The organism is Desulfosarcina sp. BuS5, assembly GCF_028752835.1.
Lineage (GTDB): Bacteria > Desulfobacterota > Desulfobacteria > Desulfobacterales > BuS5 > BuS5.
This window is the reverse complement of record NZ_CP087952.1, coordinates 3099065-3121789: the sequence shown is the minus strand read 5'-3', so window position 1 is coordinate 3121789 and position 22725 is coordinate 3099065. Positions and strand designations below refer to the sequence as shown.

At 38.2% G+C, this 22725-nt stretch carries 10 protein-coding genes; all 10 read left to right on the top strand.

All coding sequences use genetic code 11. From position 1 onward, the window contains the following. The first annotated feature begins 498 nt into the window (after nucleotides 1–498). The 10 genes from BuS5_RS20575 (at nucleotide 499) to BuS5_RS15205 (ending at nucleotide 22579) form a co-directional block, all read left to right on the top strand. The gene (locus tag BuS5_RS20575; protein ID WP_084446145.1) at nucleotides 499–639 is read left to right on the top strand and encodes a MerR family transcriptional regulator; all 141 of its coding nucleotides are present in this window, start codon (nucleotides 499–501) and stop codon (nucleotides 637–639) included. A gap of 21 nt (nucleotides 640–660) precedes the next feature. Then, nucleotides 661–1788 carry a DegT/DnrJ/EryC1/StrS family aminotransferase gene (locus tag BuS5_RS15245; RefSeq protein ID WP_027354500.1) on the top strand — a complete coding sequence of 376 codons (1128 nt, stop codon included), beginning with the start codon at nucleotides 661–663 and terminating at the stop codon, nucleotides 1786–1788. A gap of 38 nt (nucleotides 1789–1826) precedes the next feature. After that, on the top strand, nucleotides 1827–2990 hold the full coding sequence (locus BuS5_RS15240) for an ATP-grasp domain-containing protein (protein ID WP_084446147.1): 1164 nt from the start codon (nucleotides 1827–1829) through the stop codon (nucleotides 2988–2990). Between the two features lie 116 nt (nucleotides 2991–3106). Continuing rightward, a complete protein-coding gene (locus BuS5_RS15235; RefSeq protein ID WP_051374993.1) occupies nucleotides 3107–4291 on the top strand; it encodes a Gfo/Idh/MocA family protein in 1185 nt (394 codons plus the stop codon). A gap of 29 nt (nucleotides 4292–4320) precedes the next feature. After that, complete coding sequence (locus BuS5_RS15230; RefSeq protein ID WP_198012286.1) at nucleotides 4321–6702, top strand: glycosyltransferase; 2382 nt, start codon at nucleotides 4321–4323, stop codon at nucleotides 6700–6702. Nucleotides 6703–6782: 80 nt separating this feature from the next. Continuing rightward, nucleotides 6783–8603, top strand: coding sequence for a B12-binding domain-containing radical SAM protein (locus BuS5_RS15225; protein WP_027354503.1), 1821 nt, complete (start codon nucleotides 6783–6785; stop codon nucleotides 8601–8603). A 43-nt stretch (nucleotides 8604–8646) separates the two neighbouring features. After that, complete coding sequence (locus BuS5_RS15220; RefSeq protein WP_051374995.1) at nucleotides 8647–13494, top strand: polysaccharide pyruvyl transferase family protein; 4848 nt, start codon at nucleotides 8647–8649, stop codon at nucleotides 13492–13494. Nucleotides 13495–13640: 146 nt separating this feature from the next. Beyond that, nucleotides 13641–15422, top strand: coding sequence for an AAA family ATPase (locus BuS5_RS15215; RefSeq protein ID WP_274427790.1), 1782 nt, complete (start codon nucleotides 13641–13643; stop codon nucleotides 15420–15422). Nucleotides 15423–15521: 99 nt separating this feature from the next. Then, nucleotides 15522–17303: an AAA family ATPase gene (locus BuS5_RS15210; RefSeq protein ID WP_274427789.1), complete on the top strand. Its 1782-nt coding sequence runs from the start codon at nucleotides 15522–15524 to the stop codon at nucleotides 17301–17303. A gap of 206 nt (nucleotides 17304–17509) precedes the next feature. Continuing rightward, nucleotides 17510–22579, top strand: coding sequence for a glycosyltransferase (locus tag BuS5_RS15205; protein ID WP_051375281.1), 5070 nt, complete (start codon nucleotides 17510–17512; stop codon nucleotides 22577–22579). The last annotated feature ends 146 nt before the right edge of the window (nucleotides 22580–22725 follow it).

Sequence of the window (22725 nt, the reverse complement as noted above, 5' to 3'; positions counted from 1 at the left end):
CATTGCCTGGCGCCCGTTACAGCAATAATCTCAGGAAGCTTAAGGCATGCCCTGATATCGGTTTCAATCTCCCTGGCTACATATTGAGATCCTTTTTTCATTGCAAAATTCCCCTGCTTAAATCATGTTAGTTAACATAATAGCAGGGTTATTTCGCTTAAATATGCAATAGAAGTCAATAAAATATCTCCAAATATCTCGTCTCATATCGGCCACCCGACGATTTTTGCGTCAAAATTTTGACATTTTATTTCTGCCTTTGAATATTGCTATACCCTCAAAAAAGGCATCCCGGTGAAATTGACTCTGTATTTCACTGGGCCGGCAAAATGTACAAAAAACGCATTCAGAACTGAGTGGATAAGGCTAACTATTTAGAATTGCATGATCTTCTCTGCGTTCTTTACGGGCTTTGTGATAAAAACCGATCTTAATCCACAGATTACGAATAACGTAGTTACACAGTTATTTTTTATGGCACACAAGTTGCATTGTTAGATAACGATTCAGCAGGTCAGCACAAAGCTTAATATCCTTAAACCCACCTTGCGTTTCTGGGAGAAAGAATTCAATGGTATTCTTGTGCCTCTGAGAACCAACGGGGGCTGGGTTTCTACCGTGACCGAGCGGGTAGATTGAACATCGTATGAAAGATAATTTATGATTAAACCTTTTGAAAAACCCATTTATGTGACAAGGCCATTTTTGCCTCCGCTGGAGGATTATTGCGAAGGTCTCAAGGAGATATGGGAAAATCAATGGCTCACCAACAACGGGCCTGTAGTCAGGCGGTTTTCAAAGCAGCTTTCCGGTTACTTTGAAACAGATAATTTATGCCTTTTTAACAACGGTACTCTTGCCCTTCAAATAGCCTTGCAGGGGATGGAAATTTCGGGAGAAGTTATCACCACCCCATTTACATTTGTGGCGACAACCCATGCTTTGTTCTGGAACAAAATCAGACCTGTTTTTGTGGATATCGAACCTGACTATTATACACTTGACCCCGAAAAGGTTGAAGCAGCAATTACCCCATGGACAACCGCTATATTGGCGGTGCATGTATATGGACACCCCTGTAAATTAAACGCTCTTGCTGATATCGCCCGCAGACATAACCTCAAATTGATCTATGATGCTGCCCATGCGTTTGGTGTGAAGGTTAGGGGGAACTCAATTGCTCATTTTGGTGATTTGAGCATGTTCAGTTTTCATGCCACTAAAGCTTTTCATTCGATTGAAGGCGGCATGCTGACCTTCAAGGATAGCGGCCTCAAACAAAAATTTGATTATCTGAAAAACTTTGGGTTTGAGAACGAGGTTGAAGTGGTTATGCCCGGCACAAACGCAAAGATGAACGAATTCCAGGCCTTGATGGGCGAAATGGTTTTGGTTAATATTGATCAAATAATCAATAAACGGGAGAAATTGTATCAGCGTTACCATGAGATCCTTAAAGATGTGCCTGGCATCAGATTAGTTCCGCCCCTTCCCACAGATATAGAATATAATTACGCTTATATGCCGGTTGAAGTTGACGAAGATATCTATGGACTCAGCCGCAACGGGCTTTACGAGGAATTCAAGAAATATAACGTGTTCACTCGTAGATATTTCTATCCGCTCCTTTGTGACTTTCCCTGCTACCGTGCTGTTACTGTAAAGGATTCATTGTCTGTCGCCAGATTGGCAGCCTCAAGGATTCTAACGCTGCCGATTTATTATGATCTTGCCTTAGATGATGTCCAAAGGATTTGTGATATTATTATTGAGATCGGTTCAAACTAAGCAAATTTTGAAAAATTCAAACGTCTCAGTTGGAGTAAATGATGCAAAAAGTGCTATTGGTTGACACCAATCTTTCGTCAGCGCCGATCTATCGCTACCTCGTTGATTCCGGCTGTGAAGTGTTCGTAATCGGAAGCAATCCTAATGATTTTCTGGCTAAATCTGCTAACAACTACATCAACCTGGATTATTCCAATGTGGACCAAACCCGGAAAATAATAGAGGAAACGAATATTGATTATATTGTCCCGGGGTGCAATGACCTTTCATATCAAGTCTGTGCCGCGCTTAATTCAAAAGGGAACTATTATGGAATAGATACAGTTGAGACAACAGAAATAATCAATAGCAAAGATAAATTCCGAACGTTCGCAACAAAAATTGGCTTGCAAGTTCCACGGGTAATCTCCGGTGAGCATGTGGATGAAATATGGCCTGTAATAGTCAAACCTGTAGATGCTTATAGTGGCCGTGGTATGACCATTGTTCGCAAAGCTGAACAACACGAGTTGCAATCAGCCATCGATCATGCGAAAGAATTTTCACGCTCCAAGACATGCATTGTGGAGGAGTATGTTGAGGGACAGCTATACAGCCATTCAGCGTTTATCACTGACGGCAACATAGTTGCGGACTTTATTGTTGAAGAACACGGTACAGCAAACCCGTTTGTGGTTGATACCAGTCGTGTAATCTATGACTTTCCTCTCGAAATGCTGAGTCGTATCCGCGATGGTATTGCTTTGCTGGCTAAAAAGCTGAAGCTGGTTGATGGACTGGTTCACACGCAATTCATAAAGAATGGAGGATCGTTCTGGTTGATTGAGGTAACACGTCGTTGTCCTGGTGATTTGTATAGTCACCTAATTGAACTCTCAACGGGTTTTAACTATGCAGAAACATATGCGAGACCTTTCGTAAAACAAGAATTTTCTTTTGGGAAAAATACATTGAAGCAATCCTGGGTAATGAGGCACACAATTTTTCAGCCTGCTGAAGGAGTTTTTGGATCAATCCAATTCAATTTTCCCATTTTAATAGAAAAAATGGTTCCAATAAGTTTAGCGGGCGGCATGATAAAAGCCAGTCCTTTTGGCCGGATTGCACTAATATTTTTGAGGAAGAATTCAGAGGAAGAACTTTCGGAGCTATTTCAAAAGACGCTCAATAGAAGTTTGTATACGATTCAAGAAACTCATTAAGTTTATCAGGATGTTGACACTATGGTCGAAATATCCAAAATTTTTTGTCTCTAATGAATGACGACGGTCAACATCGGGCAGGCACATTTTCTGAAAACTGACAATATGAGGTGATTATGCTGGGTAAGATAGATAGATCGACGCCACTATCGCTTGGTTTTATTGGTGGTTCTCTCAATTCTGCGGTTGGATATACGCATTTCGTATCCTGTGCTATGGATAACCAGTGGACTCTGGATGCAGGTTGTTTCAGCGTCGATGCTCAACGGAATCGGGAAACTGCTCAAGCATACGGCGTTTCTCCTGATCATGTGTATGATCATTGGCAGGATATGCTCAGGGAAGAAAAGGGGCGCCTTGATGCGATTGTTATCCTTACGCCTACCCCATCGCACTACGAAATGGTTATAGCTTGCCTGAACGAGGGCTTTCCTGTGATTTGTGAGAAGGCCTTGGTAACCAATAGCGCCGAGGCTGAAAAGATTCTTAAAGTTCGAAACAGTAAGAATGGATTTCTTGCCGTGACGTACAATTACTCCGGATATCCAATGGTTCGTGAACTACGAAACATGATCCAAAAAGGTACGCTTGGTAAAATTCTGCACTTTCAGGCCGAGATGCCTCAGGAAGGATATATCAGAGTAGATGCTAATGGTAATAAGCCAGTGCCGCAATCATGGAGGCTTTCCGATGGGCAGGTGCCGACAATTCATCTTGATTTGGCAGTTCATCTGCATCAGTTAATTGATTATCTAATCGGACAAAAACCCATCGAGGTTGTATCTGCCCAGGGTAGTTATGGGTGGTTTTCTGAAGTCATTGATAATGTCACCTGTCTTTGCCGGTATTCGGAAGGCGTTCAGGGTCAGATGTGGTTCAGCAAATCGGCGCTTGGACACAGAAATGGTTTGAGATTGAGAATCTATGGTTCAAAATGTTCAGCAGAGTGGTACCAGGCGTGTCCAGAGGAATTGGTGCTGTCCTATTCGGATGGGCGCAGGGAGATTATGGATCGTGCCTCTTCGGTTGAGGTTGCCAATATGCGGCGTTATAACAGGTTCAAGGCCGGCCACCCTGCTGGTTTTATCGAAGCCTTTGCCAATCTTTACAGTGATATTGCTGATTGTCTTCGTCAATACAGGGCAACAGGCCAGTGGAAGTCTGAAGAGGTATTCGGTACCGAATTAGCTTTGGGGGGTCTCCGACTGATTGAGGCCATGACTAAATCGACGGATACGAAGGCTTGGCAGGCGGTTTGTGGCCAGATTCAAGATTCCGGTTTGGATGGAGAGGGTTTATGACGGATTCTGTCCGACAAGAGGAGGCAATAATGATTGATTCAGCTCCAAGGATGAGAAACTCTGTGCAGTTCTCGATTATTATTCCAGCGTACAACTCAGAAGACTTCATAGAAAATTGCCTCTATAGCGCATTGAATCAGAGTCTAAAAAGGGGAAACTTCGAAGTCATACTCGTAGATGATTGCTCTACAGATTCTACCTTTTTAATCGCATCTCGTTTGGCAACGAATAATAAGAATTTGTTTGTTACAAAAACGCCCAAAAACTCTGGCCCTGGAATAGCCAGAAATGTTGGTTTAAGCAAAGCTACAGGCAAGTGGGTTATATTTGTCGATAGTGATGATTATCTACATCGGGAAGCTTTGTCTAAATTACAAGTTTTCTTAGATATGAACAACAGTGCTTTTCTGGATGCTGTGGGTTTTAACTGGGAGTACGACTCAGCAAGATTTAGTTCAGAACAGTTTCAAGTGTCTGGTCGGCGTGATCATAGCTCGCTTGAATTGAGTAAAAATCAATTAATTAAAAAATACCTGTCTTTGCATATGGATGGCTCAGTTATCTATACTGCTATTCGAAGGAAACTAATTATAGAAAACAACCTACAGTTTGCTACTGGATATCACGAAGATGTAGACTATATCTTTAAGGTTTACTGGTACGCAAGAAAAGTTTGTTATCTGGATGAAGTATTATATTTTAAATGGCAGCGACCAAACTCAATAGTCAACACTGTTTCAGTTCAGCATATTGAAGGGTTCATGCGAGCTTGGAAGGAGATAGGTGCTTTTGTTGTCACCAATGATCCTGACGGATGGCAAGAATTTTTTCTATATTACAAATTAGGATTGTCTGGTGCAGTTGCAACAAGAGTTAGAGAAATTTACCGGCATAACTCCTCCAATAAGCGTGCAATTGAACTTTATGCGGCATTATATCGATGTTGGATTGATTATTTTGTTTCAATTGAAGATTTTTTTGAGTTGCCGACAAAAAAAACAAAGTATATTTTAATCGCATCGCATTTTCTTAAGACCATGCAAGATGAACGACTGACAGCAAAATTGAAGGCTATTGCTATTTCCGAATACATAAAACAAGTTGTGAACAAAAGTTGGAGCTGTATTGATTTGCATCATTCGATCTTTCTGGCGCCAGACCAAATACGAACATGTTGTAAGCGATTCTTTGTTGACGGAGAAATGCATGGTGATGTGATCCTATTAGATATGTCCAAATGTGATTCCGCTCGTGTGAGCAGTCAAAATATACTTGAAGCCAAACAAAAACTTTTTTCAAAAATTAATAGTGGTGAAAAATCTGATTGTGATGGTTGTCCCTTTCTTGAATTTAAGGAATGGGGTTCTTTAAGGAATTTGGAAATAAAATATTTATCTTTTGAGCATCATTCGATATGTAACTTGCGGTGCTCATATTGCAGTGAAACCTATTATGGCGGCAAGAAACCGAGATACGACGTCAAAGCGCTTATAGAATCTTTCCTAAATCAAAATGTACTGGATAGTTATAGTGTGGTTGTTTGGGGTGGTGGTGAGCCTGTATTAGACAAAGGTTTTGCGCCGCTTATTGAGAAGCTTGCTGATCAATTGCCAGGTGCAAATCAGAGGGTTTTAACCAATGCAGTTATATACTCCGAAACAATTGAGCATTTGCTTGCGGAAGATAAAGTAAGTATTACATCAAGTATTGATGCAGGGACTGATGAAACATATCTGCTTGTGCGGGGGCAATCTAAATTGCGAGAGGCTTTAGCCAATCTAGAAAAGTACGCGTCTGCGAACTCCGCTAAAGTAACCATCAAGTACATTTTTACCGAAGAAAATTCTTCTATCGAAGAAGTCAAGTCCTTTATTCCTTTTATGAAAAATTTTAACTTGATTGGATGTAACTACCAGATCAGCACCGACTTTAAAAAAGAAATTGTTTCTATTGATGAAGCGATCTTGATGATCGCTATGTATGGGCTTTTAACTGATGCAGGATGCCGGCTGGTATATTTTGACGATCTGCTACGGCAACGATTAGGTAAAATACACTCTCATTCTGAGAATTTAATTAAATCTAAGATCGTAGATATGGGCATTGGGCATGTCTTGGCAGACAAAGCCTCTTACAAGTCGGTGGCGATTTGGGGGGCTGGTTGGCAGGCAAAATATTTGCTTGAGAAGACGTCGTTTTTCAAGCACGTCGATGTGGAGTTTTTTGTAGATTCGACAACATCAAAGATTGGGGGGCAATTTTTAGATCATAACATCTTTGCGCCTACTGCGCTATTAGATTCAGACATCCCAATTGTAATCGCCGCAGTCCAGGGTTTTCCAATAATCTTCGATGCGTTCTTAGCACTTGGAATTGACGAGTCACGCCTTATAAAAAAGTTGATTCTTTAGATCAACACGAATAAGACTAATTAGTAGTACTAAACAGTTCCAGAACGCTAAAATATATTCTGATTATAACGAGGTAATCAATGAATCAATTGATAGCTGTGCCTAGAGTAGTGAACAAGATTGGTGATTGGTACCAACCACCATTAGGTATTGCCTATGTATCTGCCAGCTTAAAGAAGGCGGGTTTCAGCTTGTTCACATTAAACCTAAATCATATACATGGATCAATATATGACATATTGAAAAACGTAATTTATGAATACAAAATTGACATTGTTTTAACAGGTGGATTGACTGGGCAATACGGCTCAATAAGAGATATTATAGGAAATTCGAAACTAATAACACAAAGTGTAATAACCATAGTAGGTGGTGGAATCATAACAAGTGCACCAGAACATGCAATGGAAGCACTGGAATTTGCAGATTATGGAGTAATTGGTGAAGGAGAGATAATAAGTTGTGAACTGTGTCAAGCACTTGAGAATGGGAGAGATATAAAACAAGTTCCAGGGGTTGTTTACAAAGACAATAACTCTTACAAGCAAACAAAAGGAGAAGTAACGCCTATAAATGTTGAGGAAATACCATTCCCTGACTACAGCGGACTTGAAATTGGTAAATTATTAGATTCAATTCCGAATACACTGGGTATGTGTGAATACAACACTTTACCAATAATAACAAGTAGGGGATGTCCATTTAAGTGCACGTTTTGTTTTCATCCAAGTGGCCAAAAATTCAGACAGCGTTCTTTAGACAGCGTTTTTGCAGAAATAAATTATTTAGTGAAAGAATATGGGGTTAAGTTCCTTTCTATAGAAGATGAACTTTTTGGCCGCAACATGAAGCGTATTGAAGAATTTTGTAATCGAATAAAATCATATAAGATCAAATGGTTTGCAAATTTTCGCGTTCCAGACATTACTCCAGAATTAGTACATTTACTAAAAGAGTCTAATTGTGCAGTTGTTGGATTTGGAATTGAGAGTGCGGATAACGAAATATTAAAAAGTATAAAAAAGAAAATAACAATTGAACAAACGGAAAAAGCTTTAAAATTGGTATATAATGCTGGAATGGGAATACAGGGAGTTTTTATTTTTGGAGATGTAGCAGAGACAATTGAAACAGCAACAAAAACTATCAATTGGTGGAAGGAACATATTAATTATGAGATTCAACTCAGTGCAATAATTACATATCCAGGAACCGCCCTTTATAAATATGCACGTTTGGAAGGATTAATAAATGATCCAGTGCAATATATAAGAGATGCTTGTCCTCTTGTCAAACTATCAAAAAAGATGTCAGATGAAGATTATTCATGGTTGTTTGGACAAATACTATCATTACCACGTTTGACGCACAAAACTCCAAATGAAATACAAATTACTCAAATAGATTATGAAAATGCAAGTATTGACATAACTGGTAATTGCGTGTCGTGCAATAGTCCAAATAAATGGAAAAAGGTGAAACTTTTTATCTTAGAAACTTTAGCTTGTAACAATTGTGGGAAAAGACATATTGCTCCTGTTCCTGAGAATATTGTTAATAAAGTTAGAAAGAACATTAATGAACTGTTGAATAAATATGGAAAAATCGCGTTTTGGGGTATTAATTCGTATTTTTATACTTTTTCTGAAAAGCTAAACTTGGATTTAAACAGAAACATTTTTTATATAGACAAATCTGAAGTAAGGCAAGGTGTTGAAGTGTCTGGCCATGTAATACATTCGCCTGAAATATTATCTGATGAAGAGATAAAATGCGTTGTAGTTTCAGTAGTACAATATTTTGCTGGTCTAAAAAAACCAATTGAAGATGAGTATCCGCAAGTTGAAAAAGTCCTGAGTATATCAGAGCTACTGTCTGATGATTTGCTAATCAGGCTTTGAAATTGCTGCAACCCAGCGTTTGATCATCAAAGGAGATATTGTGATGAGGAATTTAGCACCAATTGGAGTATGTGCATACACAAGAATAAATCATTTAAAACAGACTATTGAAGCCTTGCAAAAAAATACTTTGGCAAAAGAAAGTGAACTTTATATATTTTCTGATGCCCCCAAGTTGGGTGATGAAGAAAAAGTTGCAAGGCTCAGAGAGTATATTCATACTATTGATGGTTTTAAAACTGTTAACATTTTTGAGCGAAAAACGAATAATTATCTAAAAAATACTCGTGATGGTTTTAAGCGATTACTTGATAAATATGGTCGCGTTATTTCTATGGAGGATGATATTGTTACTGCTTCAGGATTTTTGCAGTTTATGAATGACTCATTGGAGTTTTATGAGCATGATAAAAATATAATTGCTATCAGTGGATATAATGTACCAGTTAATTTTCCTAAAAGTTACAAGTATGAGTATTATTTAAGTGTCTATTTTAATGGTTGGGGTTGTGCAACATGGAATGACAGAGATTTTTTTAAAATTGTAGAATATAATGATGCATATAATGAGGTAATGAATGATATTTCGCTTTATAGAAAAATAAACAAAATACATCCTAAATTAATCAATGGATTAAAACAAATCCAAGATGGAAAATTAGATGCTGCGGATTATAAAATAGTGTTTCATTCGATAAAAAATAATTTATATACAATTAAACCTATTGAATCATTTGTTAATAATATCGGGCATGATGGTAGTGGTATGCATTGTGGCATAAGCAATAAATTTGGGATGAAATACTTATTAAATAAGAAGAGAGTGCGTTTTTTTGACAAGGTTAATTATGACTTTAAAATAGATCAGATATTTTATAAATATTTTCACCCAGACCCTTCGGAGGACCTTAAAATGAATTTGTCCGGTATGCTTCCAATGACTTTGAATTTTATGGTAAATGACATTTGCAATTCACGTTGCAAGATGTGCCGGGTATGGGAGCAAAAACGGGAAAAGGAGATTACCCCCGAAGAGTTGGCGACAATCCTGCGTGATCCTTTGTTTAGCAATTTGAGATATCTGGGTGTCAGCGGGGGAGAGCCAACCCTCAGAAAAGACCTGCCGGAAATATTCCGCGTAATAGCTGGTAAAGATGGCATTAAGGGAACGGGGTTGATTACAAATGCGTTGGCTGCTGAACAGGTCATTAAACAGATAACAAAATGCAATGAAGTATGTAGGGAGGCCAATTTGCCGTTTAATGTTATGGTTTCTCTTGATGGCATCGGCAAAGTACACGACGCTGTGAGAGGCAGGGAACGAGCTTTTGAAAATGCGCTTCGAGTAATACGTTATATCCGTGATAATACCAATATTCCTCTATCTATAGGGTGCACTGTTATCAAACAAAATGTTTGGCATTTGGACGAGGTGCTTGATTTCTGTAAAAGAGAAAATGTCCTTGGAAAATTCAGGATAGGTGAGTTTATTAACCGGCTTTATAATAGCGACCTGAAAGCATATATTAGAAACTTTGACGACGATGAAAGATATCAAATTGCACTATTTTTTAGCAAACTCGAACTTTTTTATGAAACATCTCCAAATGTTAAGGAAACTTATAGAAATATTCGTCAGATGATTTTTGAAGGAAAGCCCCGCGAAAGCGGCTGTCCTTATCGGTCAGAAGCTCTCGGTCTTGACAGTAAGGGTAATCTGCTATTTTGTTCGCCCAAATCTCCAATCTTGGACTCCTGCCTTGAGAAATCGGCAAAAATTATTTATGAGAAAAACATACCATTACGCGAGTCCATTATTCAAAAATATTGTAGTAATTGCATTCATGATTATCATGCTCCACCATCAAAAAAGTCACTTGAGCAATTTAAAGAAGATATGTTTCTAAGAAAAAAAATGTCAGTCCGGCAAAGTCTCATAAACTCCACTACCCTTCCCTCGTCTTCACCGATACCGCTTGATTGGTCAAAGTTCAAAAAGCCTTTGATTGTTGGCTGGTACGGCACTGAAACCGCTGGAGATAAAGCCATCATTAGTGACATAATTCAAAGACTAAAGAACGCAAACCCACAAATACAAATCACGATAGCAAGTTTGTATCCTTTTGTTACCAGAAGAACACTTTATGAGATTGGAACAGAAGATATAAGAATCGTAAAGACATACTCGATAGAATATATAGAAGCATGCAAATCTGCCGATGCCATTGTTATGGGTGGAGGGCCATTGATGGGGATGGAACCACTCGGGTTTGTTCTTACAGCCTTTTTTGAAGCCAGGAAAGCTAATATACCATGTATCATTGAGGGTTGTGGAATCGGGCCTCTTATCGCAGATGAACACATATTAGCCGTTAAAGAGCTATTAAGGTTAAGCACACAGATTAGGCTTAGGGATAATACATCCATCTCTTGGGTTGCTGAGAATACAGGCAGAATAGACGCCATTTGTACGGGTGACCCAGCAGTCGGCTTTGTTGAAGGCTGGAAAAAGGAAACTCTTCAGGATCAGACAATTCATGATGAAGAGTATTTTGCATGTTTTTTGAGAGAAATAACATTTGAGTATGCAAGCGGTATGTCTTCAACTGATTTTTTAGCGTTCAGAGAACGTTTTGAAAAAGAACTGGGAGAGATGCTTTGCAATATTAGGAAAAAGACAGGTCTCAAGCCCCTTCTGATGCCAATGCATACTTTTGTTGTTGGCCAAGACGACAGAGATTTCGCCAGAAGATTTGCTAAGACCTATTTGCAAGAAGGTAGCTACAAGATAGGAAATAAGGTCTATTCCCCTCAGGATATTCTATCGGTTATGAGCAGAAGCAAATTTAATGTATGCATGCGATTCCATTCTGTTTTGTTTGCCGAAAAATTAGACGTCCCGTTTGTGGCGATAGATTATACCGGTGGTGGAAAAATTAAAGGATTTCTGAAGGATCAGAATAAATTAGAATTCATGTTTGACCGCTTCGATATAAGCAATAAGAATTGGAGACAAAAAACAGATGCCATGCTCTTAAGGCATAAACTAAGAAATATAAATGTTGTTAATCTCTGCATGCAGGATTTTGGAGGTGCTGGCAAGGCAGCATACAGGCTGCATAAGGGTTTGCAGGCAGTCGGTGTGGATTCCACCATGCTTGTGCTGAATAAAAAAAGCGGCGATCCGAGTGTTAAAGCGTTACCCAATGATTATTCCAGGGGAATAACAAATTGTCTGGATGTTTCCGCATATAACTCTCCTGTGTGGAATCAGCAGGCCGGAAGGTGGCATAAGCTCATATCTGAATATCCCAATAGACCTGTAGGGCTTGAAATGTTTACAGACGCTGTTTCAGATGTAAGGCTCGATCGTGTCCGCGAGATACAGGAGGCAGACATAATTAACCTCCACTGGATTGCAGGGAGCATGGATTGTCCGAGCGCTCCTTTGGCGATAGGGAACAAACCGATTGTATGGACGCTTCATGATATGAATCCTTTTACAGGGGGGTGTCACTATGCGGGCGACTGTGTGAAATATAAGACTTCTTGCGGCGCATGTCCGCAGTTGGGATCTGACAATGACACAGATCTTTCATCCCATGTATGGAAGCAAAAATATGATGTTTATAAGTTCTTAAACATAAATATTGTTACACCAAGCCGGTGGCTTGGCAAATGCGCTGCTGAAAGCAAACTCTTTTCTTCGTTTCCGGTTACCATTATTCCAAATGGATTCCCTATTGATATCTTTAAGCCATATCCTAAAGCAGAGATTCGTAAAGAGTTGAATATTCCAGAATCTGCAAAAGTGATCCTGTTTGGCGCTGATTCTGTTTTAAATGAAAGAAAAGGGTTTAAATATCTGATAGAGGCTTTAAATAAAATTCCTCTGAAAATAGGAAATGATATGGTTATTCTTACATTTGGAAGTTTGCCTAATGGTATCAAAATTTCTTCAAAATATTCAGTTATGAATTTTGGTTCAATAGCGGATGAGGAACAACTTGCGTTGGCTTACAGCGCGGCAGATGTATTTGTTCTTCCCTCTCTCGAAGATAATCTTCCCAATACCGTTGTAGAGGCAATGGCCTGCGGTGTGCCTGTAGTCGGCTTTGATATAGGTGGGATACCGGATATGATAGAGCATAAAAAGACCGGTTATTTGGTAAAGCCTAAAGATATAAATGGATTAATTGAAGGAATTGACTGGGTTATATCATCAATCAGCAGTGGTATAGATTTTTTAAAGGAATGCAGAATAAAGGTTGAAAAAGAATATGCTCTGGAGGTGCAGGCGAATGCATACAGGGATTTATATGAGCGGATTTGGAATAAAATGATAGGCGCAGGAAGTCAAAAGCCAGAGGTCGGAGGCCAGAGCTCAGAAGGCAGAAGCCAGAATACAGCACGGCAGAAGGAAACAGGCACTGCCTCACCTGAAAAACTATATCAAACAGCCCAAAAGTTGATCAACAGCGGAAAAGAAAAAGAAGCAATTGGCGCTTTGGGGATATTTTTGGCGGTATATCCCAATTATGCCCTGGCGCATAATGATCTTGGGGTTTTGTATTATAATGATAGTAATAAAGAACAGGCGTTGAATCATTACCAGCAGGCGGTTCGGTTTGAGCCTGAGAATGTTACTTTTCAGAAAAATCTCGCTGATTTTTATTTTGTTGAAGCAGGGCGTGTGGAAGAAGCGATGCAAATCTATATAAAGCTTTTAGATGCCAATACAACCGATATTGAAACTTTGCTTATTTTGGGGCAGATATGTGAATCCCTTAAAAAAGTTGATGATGCAATGGTGTTTTACAACAGGGTGTTGGAAATTGATTCGTGTAATGCATATGCGATTGAAAGGCTTCGTGAAGTGCAGAAGATGTAACAACTTGATTGTTTCAGGTAAGATTGACAAAATTAATTTATACTCGTATTTCTGGAGAGGAAAGAGCATCAGACCGTTAGGGTTTGCACAAAAATAAATTCGCAATTTAATATTATTTTTGCGATAGCCGTTAAAAGGAGCAGACAATGAAATATCCATACGGTATTTCTGATTTTAGTAGTATTATCAAGGAAAAATATTTTTATTGTGACAAAACAGATAAAATACCTTTGCTTGAAAATACAAAATCTCAACTTTTTATCCGGCCAAGACGTTTTGGCAAAAGCCTTGTGCTCTCAATGCTGGAAAACTATTATGATGTGGCAAAAAAGGATGAATTTGAAGCGATCTTTGGTGATTTGAAAATCGGAAAAAATCCCACAGAATTGCGTAATTCATATTTTATTTTGAGATTTGATTTTTCGTGTGTTGATCCCACAGGAAGCGCTGAAGATGTGAAAAGGGCTCTTTTTAATCATATTAACGGTTGTATTGAAGGATTTTATGCTTTTTATAAATATAAAGGGTATGAATTACCTCAAATAAAAGTCAATTTTGATGATGCTCTATACTCTTTAAAATCTCTTGTCAGCGCTTCCCGCATGACCCCATACCCTGTATATCTTCTAATAGATGAATATGATAATTTTGCAAATACAGTTATGATGGGGGTTCAAAGTTCTGAAGGCAGGTACAAAGCGCTTGTGCATGAAGAGGGTCCGCTTAGAACTTTTTTTAAAGCAGTAAAAGCATCAACTTCAAGCTCCATGTTTGACCGTGTTTTTATAACAGGGGTTTCACCTGTTGTTATGAGCGATATTACAAGCGGGTATAATATTGCAAAGAATATTTACTTTGAGCCGGAGTTTAATGACCTGTGCGGGTTTAAGCAGAATGAAATTGAGAATGTACTCAAAGATATTGTTGATAAATGCGGTTTTGAAAAAGAAAAAGCCCGGGAAGCTGCAAGTTTAATGCAGACTTACTATAATGGTTATACTTTTTCTCATACAACAGATGAACAAATTTATAATCCAACGCTTTCTTTGTATTTTTTTGAACAGTTTGAAAAAATGTGCAGCTATCCGAGAAAAATGCTGGATTCAAACCTTGCAGTAGATGAGGCAAAGCTTGAGTATATTGCTCAGATTCCCCGTGGAAGAGATCTTTTAATGAACCTGGTGCAAAAAGATCAAGATGTTGTAATATCAGATATTGAAGATCGTTTTGGACTTAAAGATATGCTGACGGATAAATCCCGCGACAATACATTTTTAGTCTCTTTTCTTTATTATTTCGGAGTACTCACCATTGCAGGTGATACTGAAGATATGGAAGTTATTTTAAAAGTTCCCAATCTCGTTATGCAAAGTCTATATGTGGAGCGGGTTCAAAAAATGCTTTTGCCGGAGCCTGATGACAGGGATGATGGTAAAGATGCTGCAAAAAAAGTATATCAAAAAGGGGATATGGCTCCTTTGTGCAGGTTTATGGAAGAGAGATATTTCAAGGTTTTTCATAACAGGGATTACAGGTGGACAAATGAACTGACATTAAAGACAGCATTCCTGACACTGCTTTACAACGATATTATCTATATCATGGATTCTGAAAAAGAGATTGACCGCAGATATGCAGATCTGACCATGATCATCAGGCCGGATAAAAGATACGGCAACGTATTTGATGTTTTGATTGAGTTTAAGTTTGTAAAGCTTAAAAATGCAGGATTAAGTGCTGAACAGGCGAAAAAGCTGTCTAAAGATGAGCTGTATCAGGTACCTGAAATTGTAACGCAAATGGAAGATGGTAAAAAACAGGTAAAAGAGTATGGTGAAAAACTTGAACAAAGGCATGGTAACCTGCGGCTCAAAAAATTTGTAGTAGTGGCATTGGGATTTGAGAGGATATGCTTTTATAGACTTTAAAAAAAGGCAATAATATGAAAAATCTTCCAAATATTATGGCTTTGTAAAAAGTTTTTTAACAAAAAACGCCGGCAATCAGGCCGTTAAAAGGAGCAGGCAATGAAATATCCATACGGTATATCTGATTTTAAAAAAATTAATACTAAAAATTATTTTTACTGTGACAGAACAGATAAAATACCTCTGCTTGAAAATTCGGATTTTCAACTCTTTATTCGTCCCAGGCGTTTTGGTAAAAGCCTTGTTCTCTCCATGCTGGAAAATTACTATGATGTGGCAAAAAAAGACGAATTTGAAGAGCTCTTTGGTGGATTGAAGATCGGAAAAAATCCAACTGATCTACGTAATTCATATTTTATTTTAAAGCTCGATTTTTCATGTGTTGATCCCACCGGCAGCGCTGAAGATGTTAAAAAGGCTCTTTTTAATCATATTAATGCATGTATTATCGAATTTTATAAAGTTTATAATTATAAAGGATTTGAATTGCCTGCGATTGAGATCGATCGGGAAGATGCCCTTTTTTCAATGAAATCTCTTATTACTTCAGCCCGCATGACCCCATATCCTGTATATCTTCTAATAGATGAGTATGATAATTTTGCCAATACAGTAATGATGGGGGTTCAAAGCTCTGAAGGCAGGTACAAAGCGCTTGTGCATGAAGAGGGTCCTCTTAGAACTTTTTTTAAAGCAGTAAAAGCCTCAACCTCAAGCTCTATGTTTGACCGTGTGTTTATTACAGGGGTTTCACCTGTTGTTATGAGCGATATTACAAGCGGGTATAATATTGCTGAAAATATTTATTTTGAACCTGAGTTTAACGATTTCTGCGGTTTTAAGCAGAATGAAATTGAGGATGTACTCAAAAATATTGTTGATAAATGTGGTTTTGGAAAAGAAAAAATCAAAGAAGCTGTAAGTTTAATGCGGACATATTACAATGGTTATACTTTTTCCCATATAGCAAATGAACAAATTTATAACCCAACTCTTTGTTTATATTTTTTTAAACAGTTTGAAAAAAGATGCAGTTATCCAAGAGAGATGTTAGATGACAATCTTGCAGTAGATGAAGCAAAGCTTAAATATATTGCTCAAATTCCAAAAGGAAGTGATCTTTTAATGAGCCTGATGGAAAAAGATCAGCAGGTTGTAGCAGAAAAAATCAGTAAACGATTCGGTATAGAAGAGATGCTGACGGATAAATCCAGAGATAATACATTCCTGGTCTCTTTTCTTTACTATTTCGGGGTATTGACCATTGCGGGTGATACTGAAGAACTAAAAGTAATTTTAAAAGTACCCAATCTCGTTATGCAGAGTCTATATGTGGAGCGGGTTCAAAAAATGTTTTTGCCGGAGCCTGATGACAGGGATGATGGCAGAGATGCTGCAGAACTGGTGTACCAGAAAGGAGATATGGCTCCTTTGTGTAGATTCATGGAGGAGAGATATTTCAAGGTTTTTCATAACAGGGATTACAGGTGGGCAAATGAGCTGACTGTAAAAACAGCATTCCTGACACTGCTTTACAACGATATTATCTATATCATGGATTCTGAAAAAGAGATTGACCGACGCTATGCTGATCTAACCATGATCATCAGGCCGGATAAAAGATACGGCAACGTATTTGATGTTTTGATTGAGTTTAAGTTTGTAAAGCTTAAAAATGCAGGATTAAGCGCTGAACAGGCGAAAAAGCTGTCTAAAGATGAGCTGTATCAGGTACCTGAAATTGTAACGCAAATGGAAGATGGTAAAAAACAGGTAAAAGAGTATGGTGAAAAACTTGAACAAAGGCATGGTAACCTGCGGCTGCAAAAATTTGTAGTAGTGGCATTGGGATTTGAGAGGATATGTTTTCATAGACTTTAAAAAAAATTATCTTTTTGCTATTGAATTTACCGACCGAAATGTGGGGGAGTGGGTTGTTGAGGAAAGAACGTAGGGACAGAGATCAAAAGTTGGATGTCAGATGACAGAGAAAAGAGAGCAGAGATGATTAGATTATTCGATAATTGGGAAAAATTAGAAGAATTAATGAATCGTCATTTTTTTTAAAAAATAAAAAGGTATAGATAATGGTATTTTCTGATATAGGAAATAATGATAATTCGGTTGGTTCTGTAAAATCACTTCAGGCTTTGTACTGTGAGATTAAAAAGTTGATCAACAGCAAAAGAGAAAAAGAGGCAATCGGTGCGCTAAAAATGTTTTTGGCATTATATCCTGATTATGCGTTAGCACATAATGACCTTGGTTTTTTGTATTATAAAACCGGCGATAAAGATAAATCGTTGGAGCATTATCAAAAAGCAGCAAAGCTCCAGCCTGAAAATATTACATTCCAGAAAAACCTGGCGGATTTTTATTATGTTGAACTGGGTCAGGTAAAAGAGGCAATGCAGATTTACAATAAAATTATAGCTGCCAATCCAAAGGATGTCGAGACTTTGCTGATAATGGGTCATATTTGTATAACTCTGCAATTATTTGATGATGCCATGGATTTTTATAAGATTGTACTTAAGTTTGATCCTTCTAACAAAGATGCCAAACAAAATTTTGATAAACTGAAATATTATAAATTAAAACCAGAAGAAAAAGAGCTGGCTGTAAAAGAAAAAAATCTGGAAAAAGATGATTATATTGTCTCTGCCATTGTATCTACTTATAATTCCGAGCGGTTTATTCGCGGTTGCCTGGAAGATCTGGAAGCCCAGACAATTGCTGACAGATTAGAAATTATCGTTGTTAACAGCGGTTCAGAGCAGAATGAAGAAGCGATTGTCAAAGAATTTCAGGAAAAGTACTCCAATATCAAATATATAAGAACCGATCAGCGTGAAACGGTTTATGCAGCGTGGAATAGAGGTATAAAAGCATCATCCGGAAAATATATTACAAATGCAAATACGGATGACAGGCATCGAACGGATGCTTTGGAAGTTATGTATAAAATGCTTGAAACACTTCCGGAGATTGCTCTTGTTTATGCAGATGTTGTAATCACCGAAACAGAAAATGAGACATTTCAAAACTGCACTCCGGCTGGTTATTTTCACTGGAGGAATTGGAAAAGGGAGGATTTGTTAAATAAAGAATGTTTTATAGGGCCTCAGCCTATGTGGCGAAGGGATGTTCATGATGAATACGGTTATTTTGATGATTCATTTGTTACTTCGGGAGATTATGAATTTTGGTTGAGAATTTCTCAAACCAGGAATTTTTTACATGTTCCGGTTCGCCTGGGACTTTATCTGCGATCACCCGGAAGTATTGAACATTCAAACAGGGAAAAGCAAAGAGAAGAAAATAATAAAATTTTTAATTTGTACAAAGATGTTCATTCTTCAGATAAAAATATTTCTGAAACAGCAACCCGGCTTGAACCGGATAATATTACTTCTTTAAAAAATCTGGCAGACTTTTATTATGTTGAGCAAGGGCGGGTAGAGGATGCGCTGAAAATATATGTGGATATTCTTGCAAAAGAACCAAAAAATCTGGAAATTCTGCTGATTATCGGTCATACCTGTGTATCTTTGCAAAAATTTGATGATGCAAAGGTATTTTACAACAGGGTTCTTGAGATTGAGCCGCAAAACAAAGATGCCAGGCAGAATCTTGATAAGATACTAAGCAGAGAGTTGTCAGAAATCAGGGGGCAGGGTGCTGAAAGTAATATTATAAGTGATAATAGCCTATCTGGATCTCCTGAAGAGATTTACCAAAGTATTCAGCCATTAATTAAAGAAGAACAATTTGATGAGGCGATTGAAAAACTTGAAGAATTGCTTGAATCTTATCCTGACTTTCCTCTGGCTCATAATGATTTGGGGGTTTTATATTATAAGCAGGGCAATAAGGAAAAAGCGCTTGATCATTATGAAAAAGCTGCGGAGCTTGAGTCGGAAAATATGACTTTTCAAAAAAATCTGGCTGATTTCTATTGCGCGGAATCGGGGCGTTTGGAAGATGCTTTGCAGATTTATAATAAAATACTAAAATCTGACCCGCTGGATACGGAGGTTTTGTTTGCTATCGGTTATATTTGTGAGTCCTTGCAGCAATTTGAAGATGCAAAAATATTTTACAGCAAGATACTTGAAGTTGAACCATGGAATGAAAATGCGCGTAAAAATTTGGACAAATTGCTTGCTGAAGAAATGGCCGGAGAAATATCAGAAAAGATTGAGCAAAAGTTGTGTAATACAATTGCCGGAAGCGGAGAAAAGGCTGAACCGGCTTCTGAAGTAAATCAGGATATCAAACCGTTAATTGCTGAAAACGGATCTGAAAATAACGCTCTTGCTGCCACAATAATTATTAATTGTTCAAGTAAAAAAAAGGAATTAAACAACTGCCTGCAAAGTATTAAAAATAATACTTTTTTAAATTATAATATTATTTTTATAAATACAGGCGCTGCAAAAGGCGCTTTAAAATTGATGAAACGTCTTGCATCTGAAGATAAAGACAAAAAATACAGTTTAATTAAAAAGAAAAAAAATTCGAGTCTGGCTGATGCTTATAATGATGGCTTGAAAATAGCTGCGGGAAAGTATCTGGTTTTAATGCATGATGATGTGGTTGTACCGGAAAACTGGCTTTCAGATATGATAGAATGTATGAATATTGATTCTGGGATTGGCCTTGTCGGGCCGATTAGCAATAATGCAGACAGGTTGCAAAAAAGTTTGAAGCCTGGCTATCAATCATTTGATGAATTTTTTGATTATTCAAAAGATTTCAGGGAGGTCAACCGGCACCGCAGGGTTTTAGCAAGAAAGTTGTCCGGGTTTTGTGTAATGCTGAAACAGGAAGTTGTAGAAAAAACAGGCCTGTTTGATGGAAAGTTTAATACAGAAACAGTCATGATGCAGGATTATTGTTTGAGGGCAATTATTTCAGGTTATCAAAATGTAATAGCGGGAGATGTGTATGCGCATCATAATGATGATTGCAGATTGATAGATTCCGCTTTTGACAACAAAGACATCCTGAATGCTGAGCAAAAGATTTTTTTTGAAAAATGGAGCGGCCTGGATGCAAAAGGCGTCATGGGTAAAGGCTTGATAGCTTTTAATTCTATGGAAAGGGCTGATGAGTTCAGTCATAAAGGCGATGTCGAAAAAGCGGTTGATGCATTATTAGATGGAATCGGCAGCTCTCATAATGATAGAAGCTTATATGTCGCTGCGGCTAAAATTCTGGCGGCTGCCAAACAATTCCAGGATGCCCTTGATACGCTTGATGAAATTCCGCAGATTAAGGGTGTGGTCAATACGCAAACCTCTGTCATGGAAGAGGCGGGAATTTTGGAGCTTAGGGGCTTTTGTATGGCGGGTCTGGGCAGAGATGATGAAGCTCAAGAGTATGCTGAAAAGGCTCTTTTACTATATCAGGATTTTGCGCCTGCTTTAAATCTAAAAGGGATGCTGGCTTATAAACAGGGGAATAGTCTTGAAGCTGAAAAATTCTTTGAAAGGGCTATTGCTGCAGATCCATCTTACGGCGAACCATACACTCACCTTGGAACTATGAAGTGGGGAGCCGGAGACGAGGAAGAAGCGCTGGAATTGTATGAAAGGGGTTTTATCCTTGCTCCGGCGGTTTTTGATGTTGCTGCATTATATCATGCAGCTATGACTGCGAAGGAAAAATTTTCAAGGTGTGAAAAATTTTCAAGGGATGCCGCAGCATTATTTCCGAATAATAAAAAAATAGAATACATGCTGATAGATCTGTTGATTAAGCAGGATAAATATGATGAGGCCATGGAGAATGTTGAAGCTGCGATTGTCAAGTTTGGAATCGATGATGGAATTCTTGCAGCAGCAGGACGTGTCAGGGATGTTCTGGGGCCGATGGAAATAGATAAAAGCATTAAAAAAGATAAAACCGTTTCTTTATGCATGATAGTAAAAAATGAAGAAAAATATCTGGCAAAATGTTTGCAAAGTGTAAAACCCGTTGTCGATGAGATGATTGTGATAGATACAGGCTCTACGGATAGAACCAATGATTTGGCCAGGGTTTTTGGAGCCAAAATATATGACTATAAATGGGGCAACGATTTTTCTGATGCAAGAAATTATTCAATTTCCATGGCTTCCGGTGCATGGATTTTTACACTGGATGCGGATGAGGTTCTCTCTTCTATTGATTACAAGGCTTTCAGGAATATAATTGACGGAAATACTGACAAACTCGCTGCTTATCTAATTACAACAAGAAATTATACAAATAAAACGAATATAATAGGATGGATGATCAACAGCGGTGAATACCCTGATGAAGAAGCAGGCGCGGGCTGGATCCCGACACGCAAGGCAAGGTTGTTCCATAATGACAGCCGGTTAAGGTTTGATTACCCGGTGCATGAGATGCTTGATCCTTCTTTGCTAAGGGAAGAAGCAAGCGTTTATATATGCGATATACCTGTTCATCACTACGGAAAGCTTGATGAAAACAATTGTGCTGAAAAAGGTGAAAAATATTATTTTATGGGTGTTTCAAAACTTGAAGAAATGGGCGACAGCGAAATCGCCCTGCGTGAGCTTGCGGTCCAGGCCGGCGTTCTTGAAAGAAATGAAGAAGCCATAGATTTATGGCAAAGATTTCTTGCGCTTGATCTTAGGCCGGATAACAAATTTATCGGGGATGCCTACGTCAATATGGCTTCTGCATACGGAAAAATCGGGAAATATGAAGATGCATCCATGTCTGCAAAAAAAGCGATGGAACTTTTCCCTAATATGAAGGAAGCGCCTTATGCATATGCGTATGCTGAATTATTTCGTGGCAATCCTGAAGAAACCATCTCTATTATTGAAAATTTACTGATACAGGTTTCTGAATATCCCCCGGCCCGTTTTTTGCTGGTTATGGCACATATCTGCAGCGGCATGAAAAAAAAGGGTATGGATGGACTTGCGCTTTTAAAAAAGACTTTAAATATTTCAGCAGTGGCCGTGGCCTGTCATGAATTTGCCAAAGGGCTATTCGGCGCGCATAAAATTGAGTATGCATTGTTACTTTTGGAGTCTGTCATGGAGAGTAATATTACAAGTAAGGATATCCTTTCTCTTTTTTCAGAATGCCTGGAAAAAAGGAAAAAGACTTTTGCCTCTGAAAAGGCTGCGTAACTTATGGCTGATTTTCCGGACATCCTTCATTGATGCTGCAAAGATTTACCTGCTGTGATTAAAAACACCAATGAATTTTTTATAACTATTTCATATACATCAGAGTACAAGTAGCTGTCCTGTTTTCTTGCATGTCGTAAAATGGT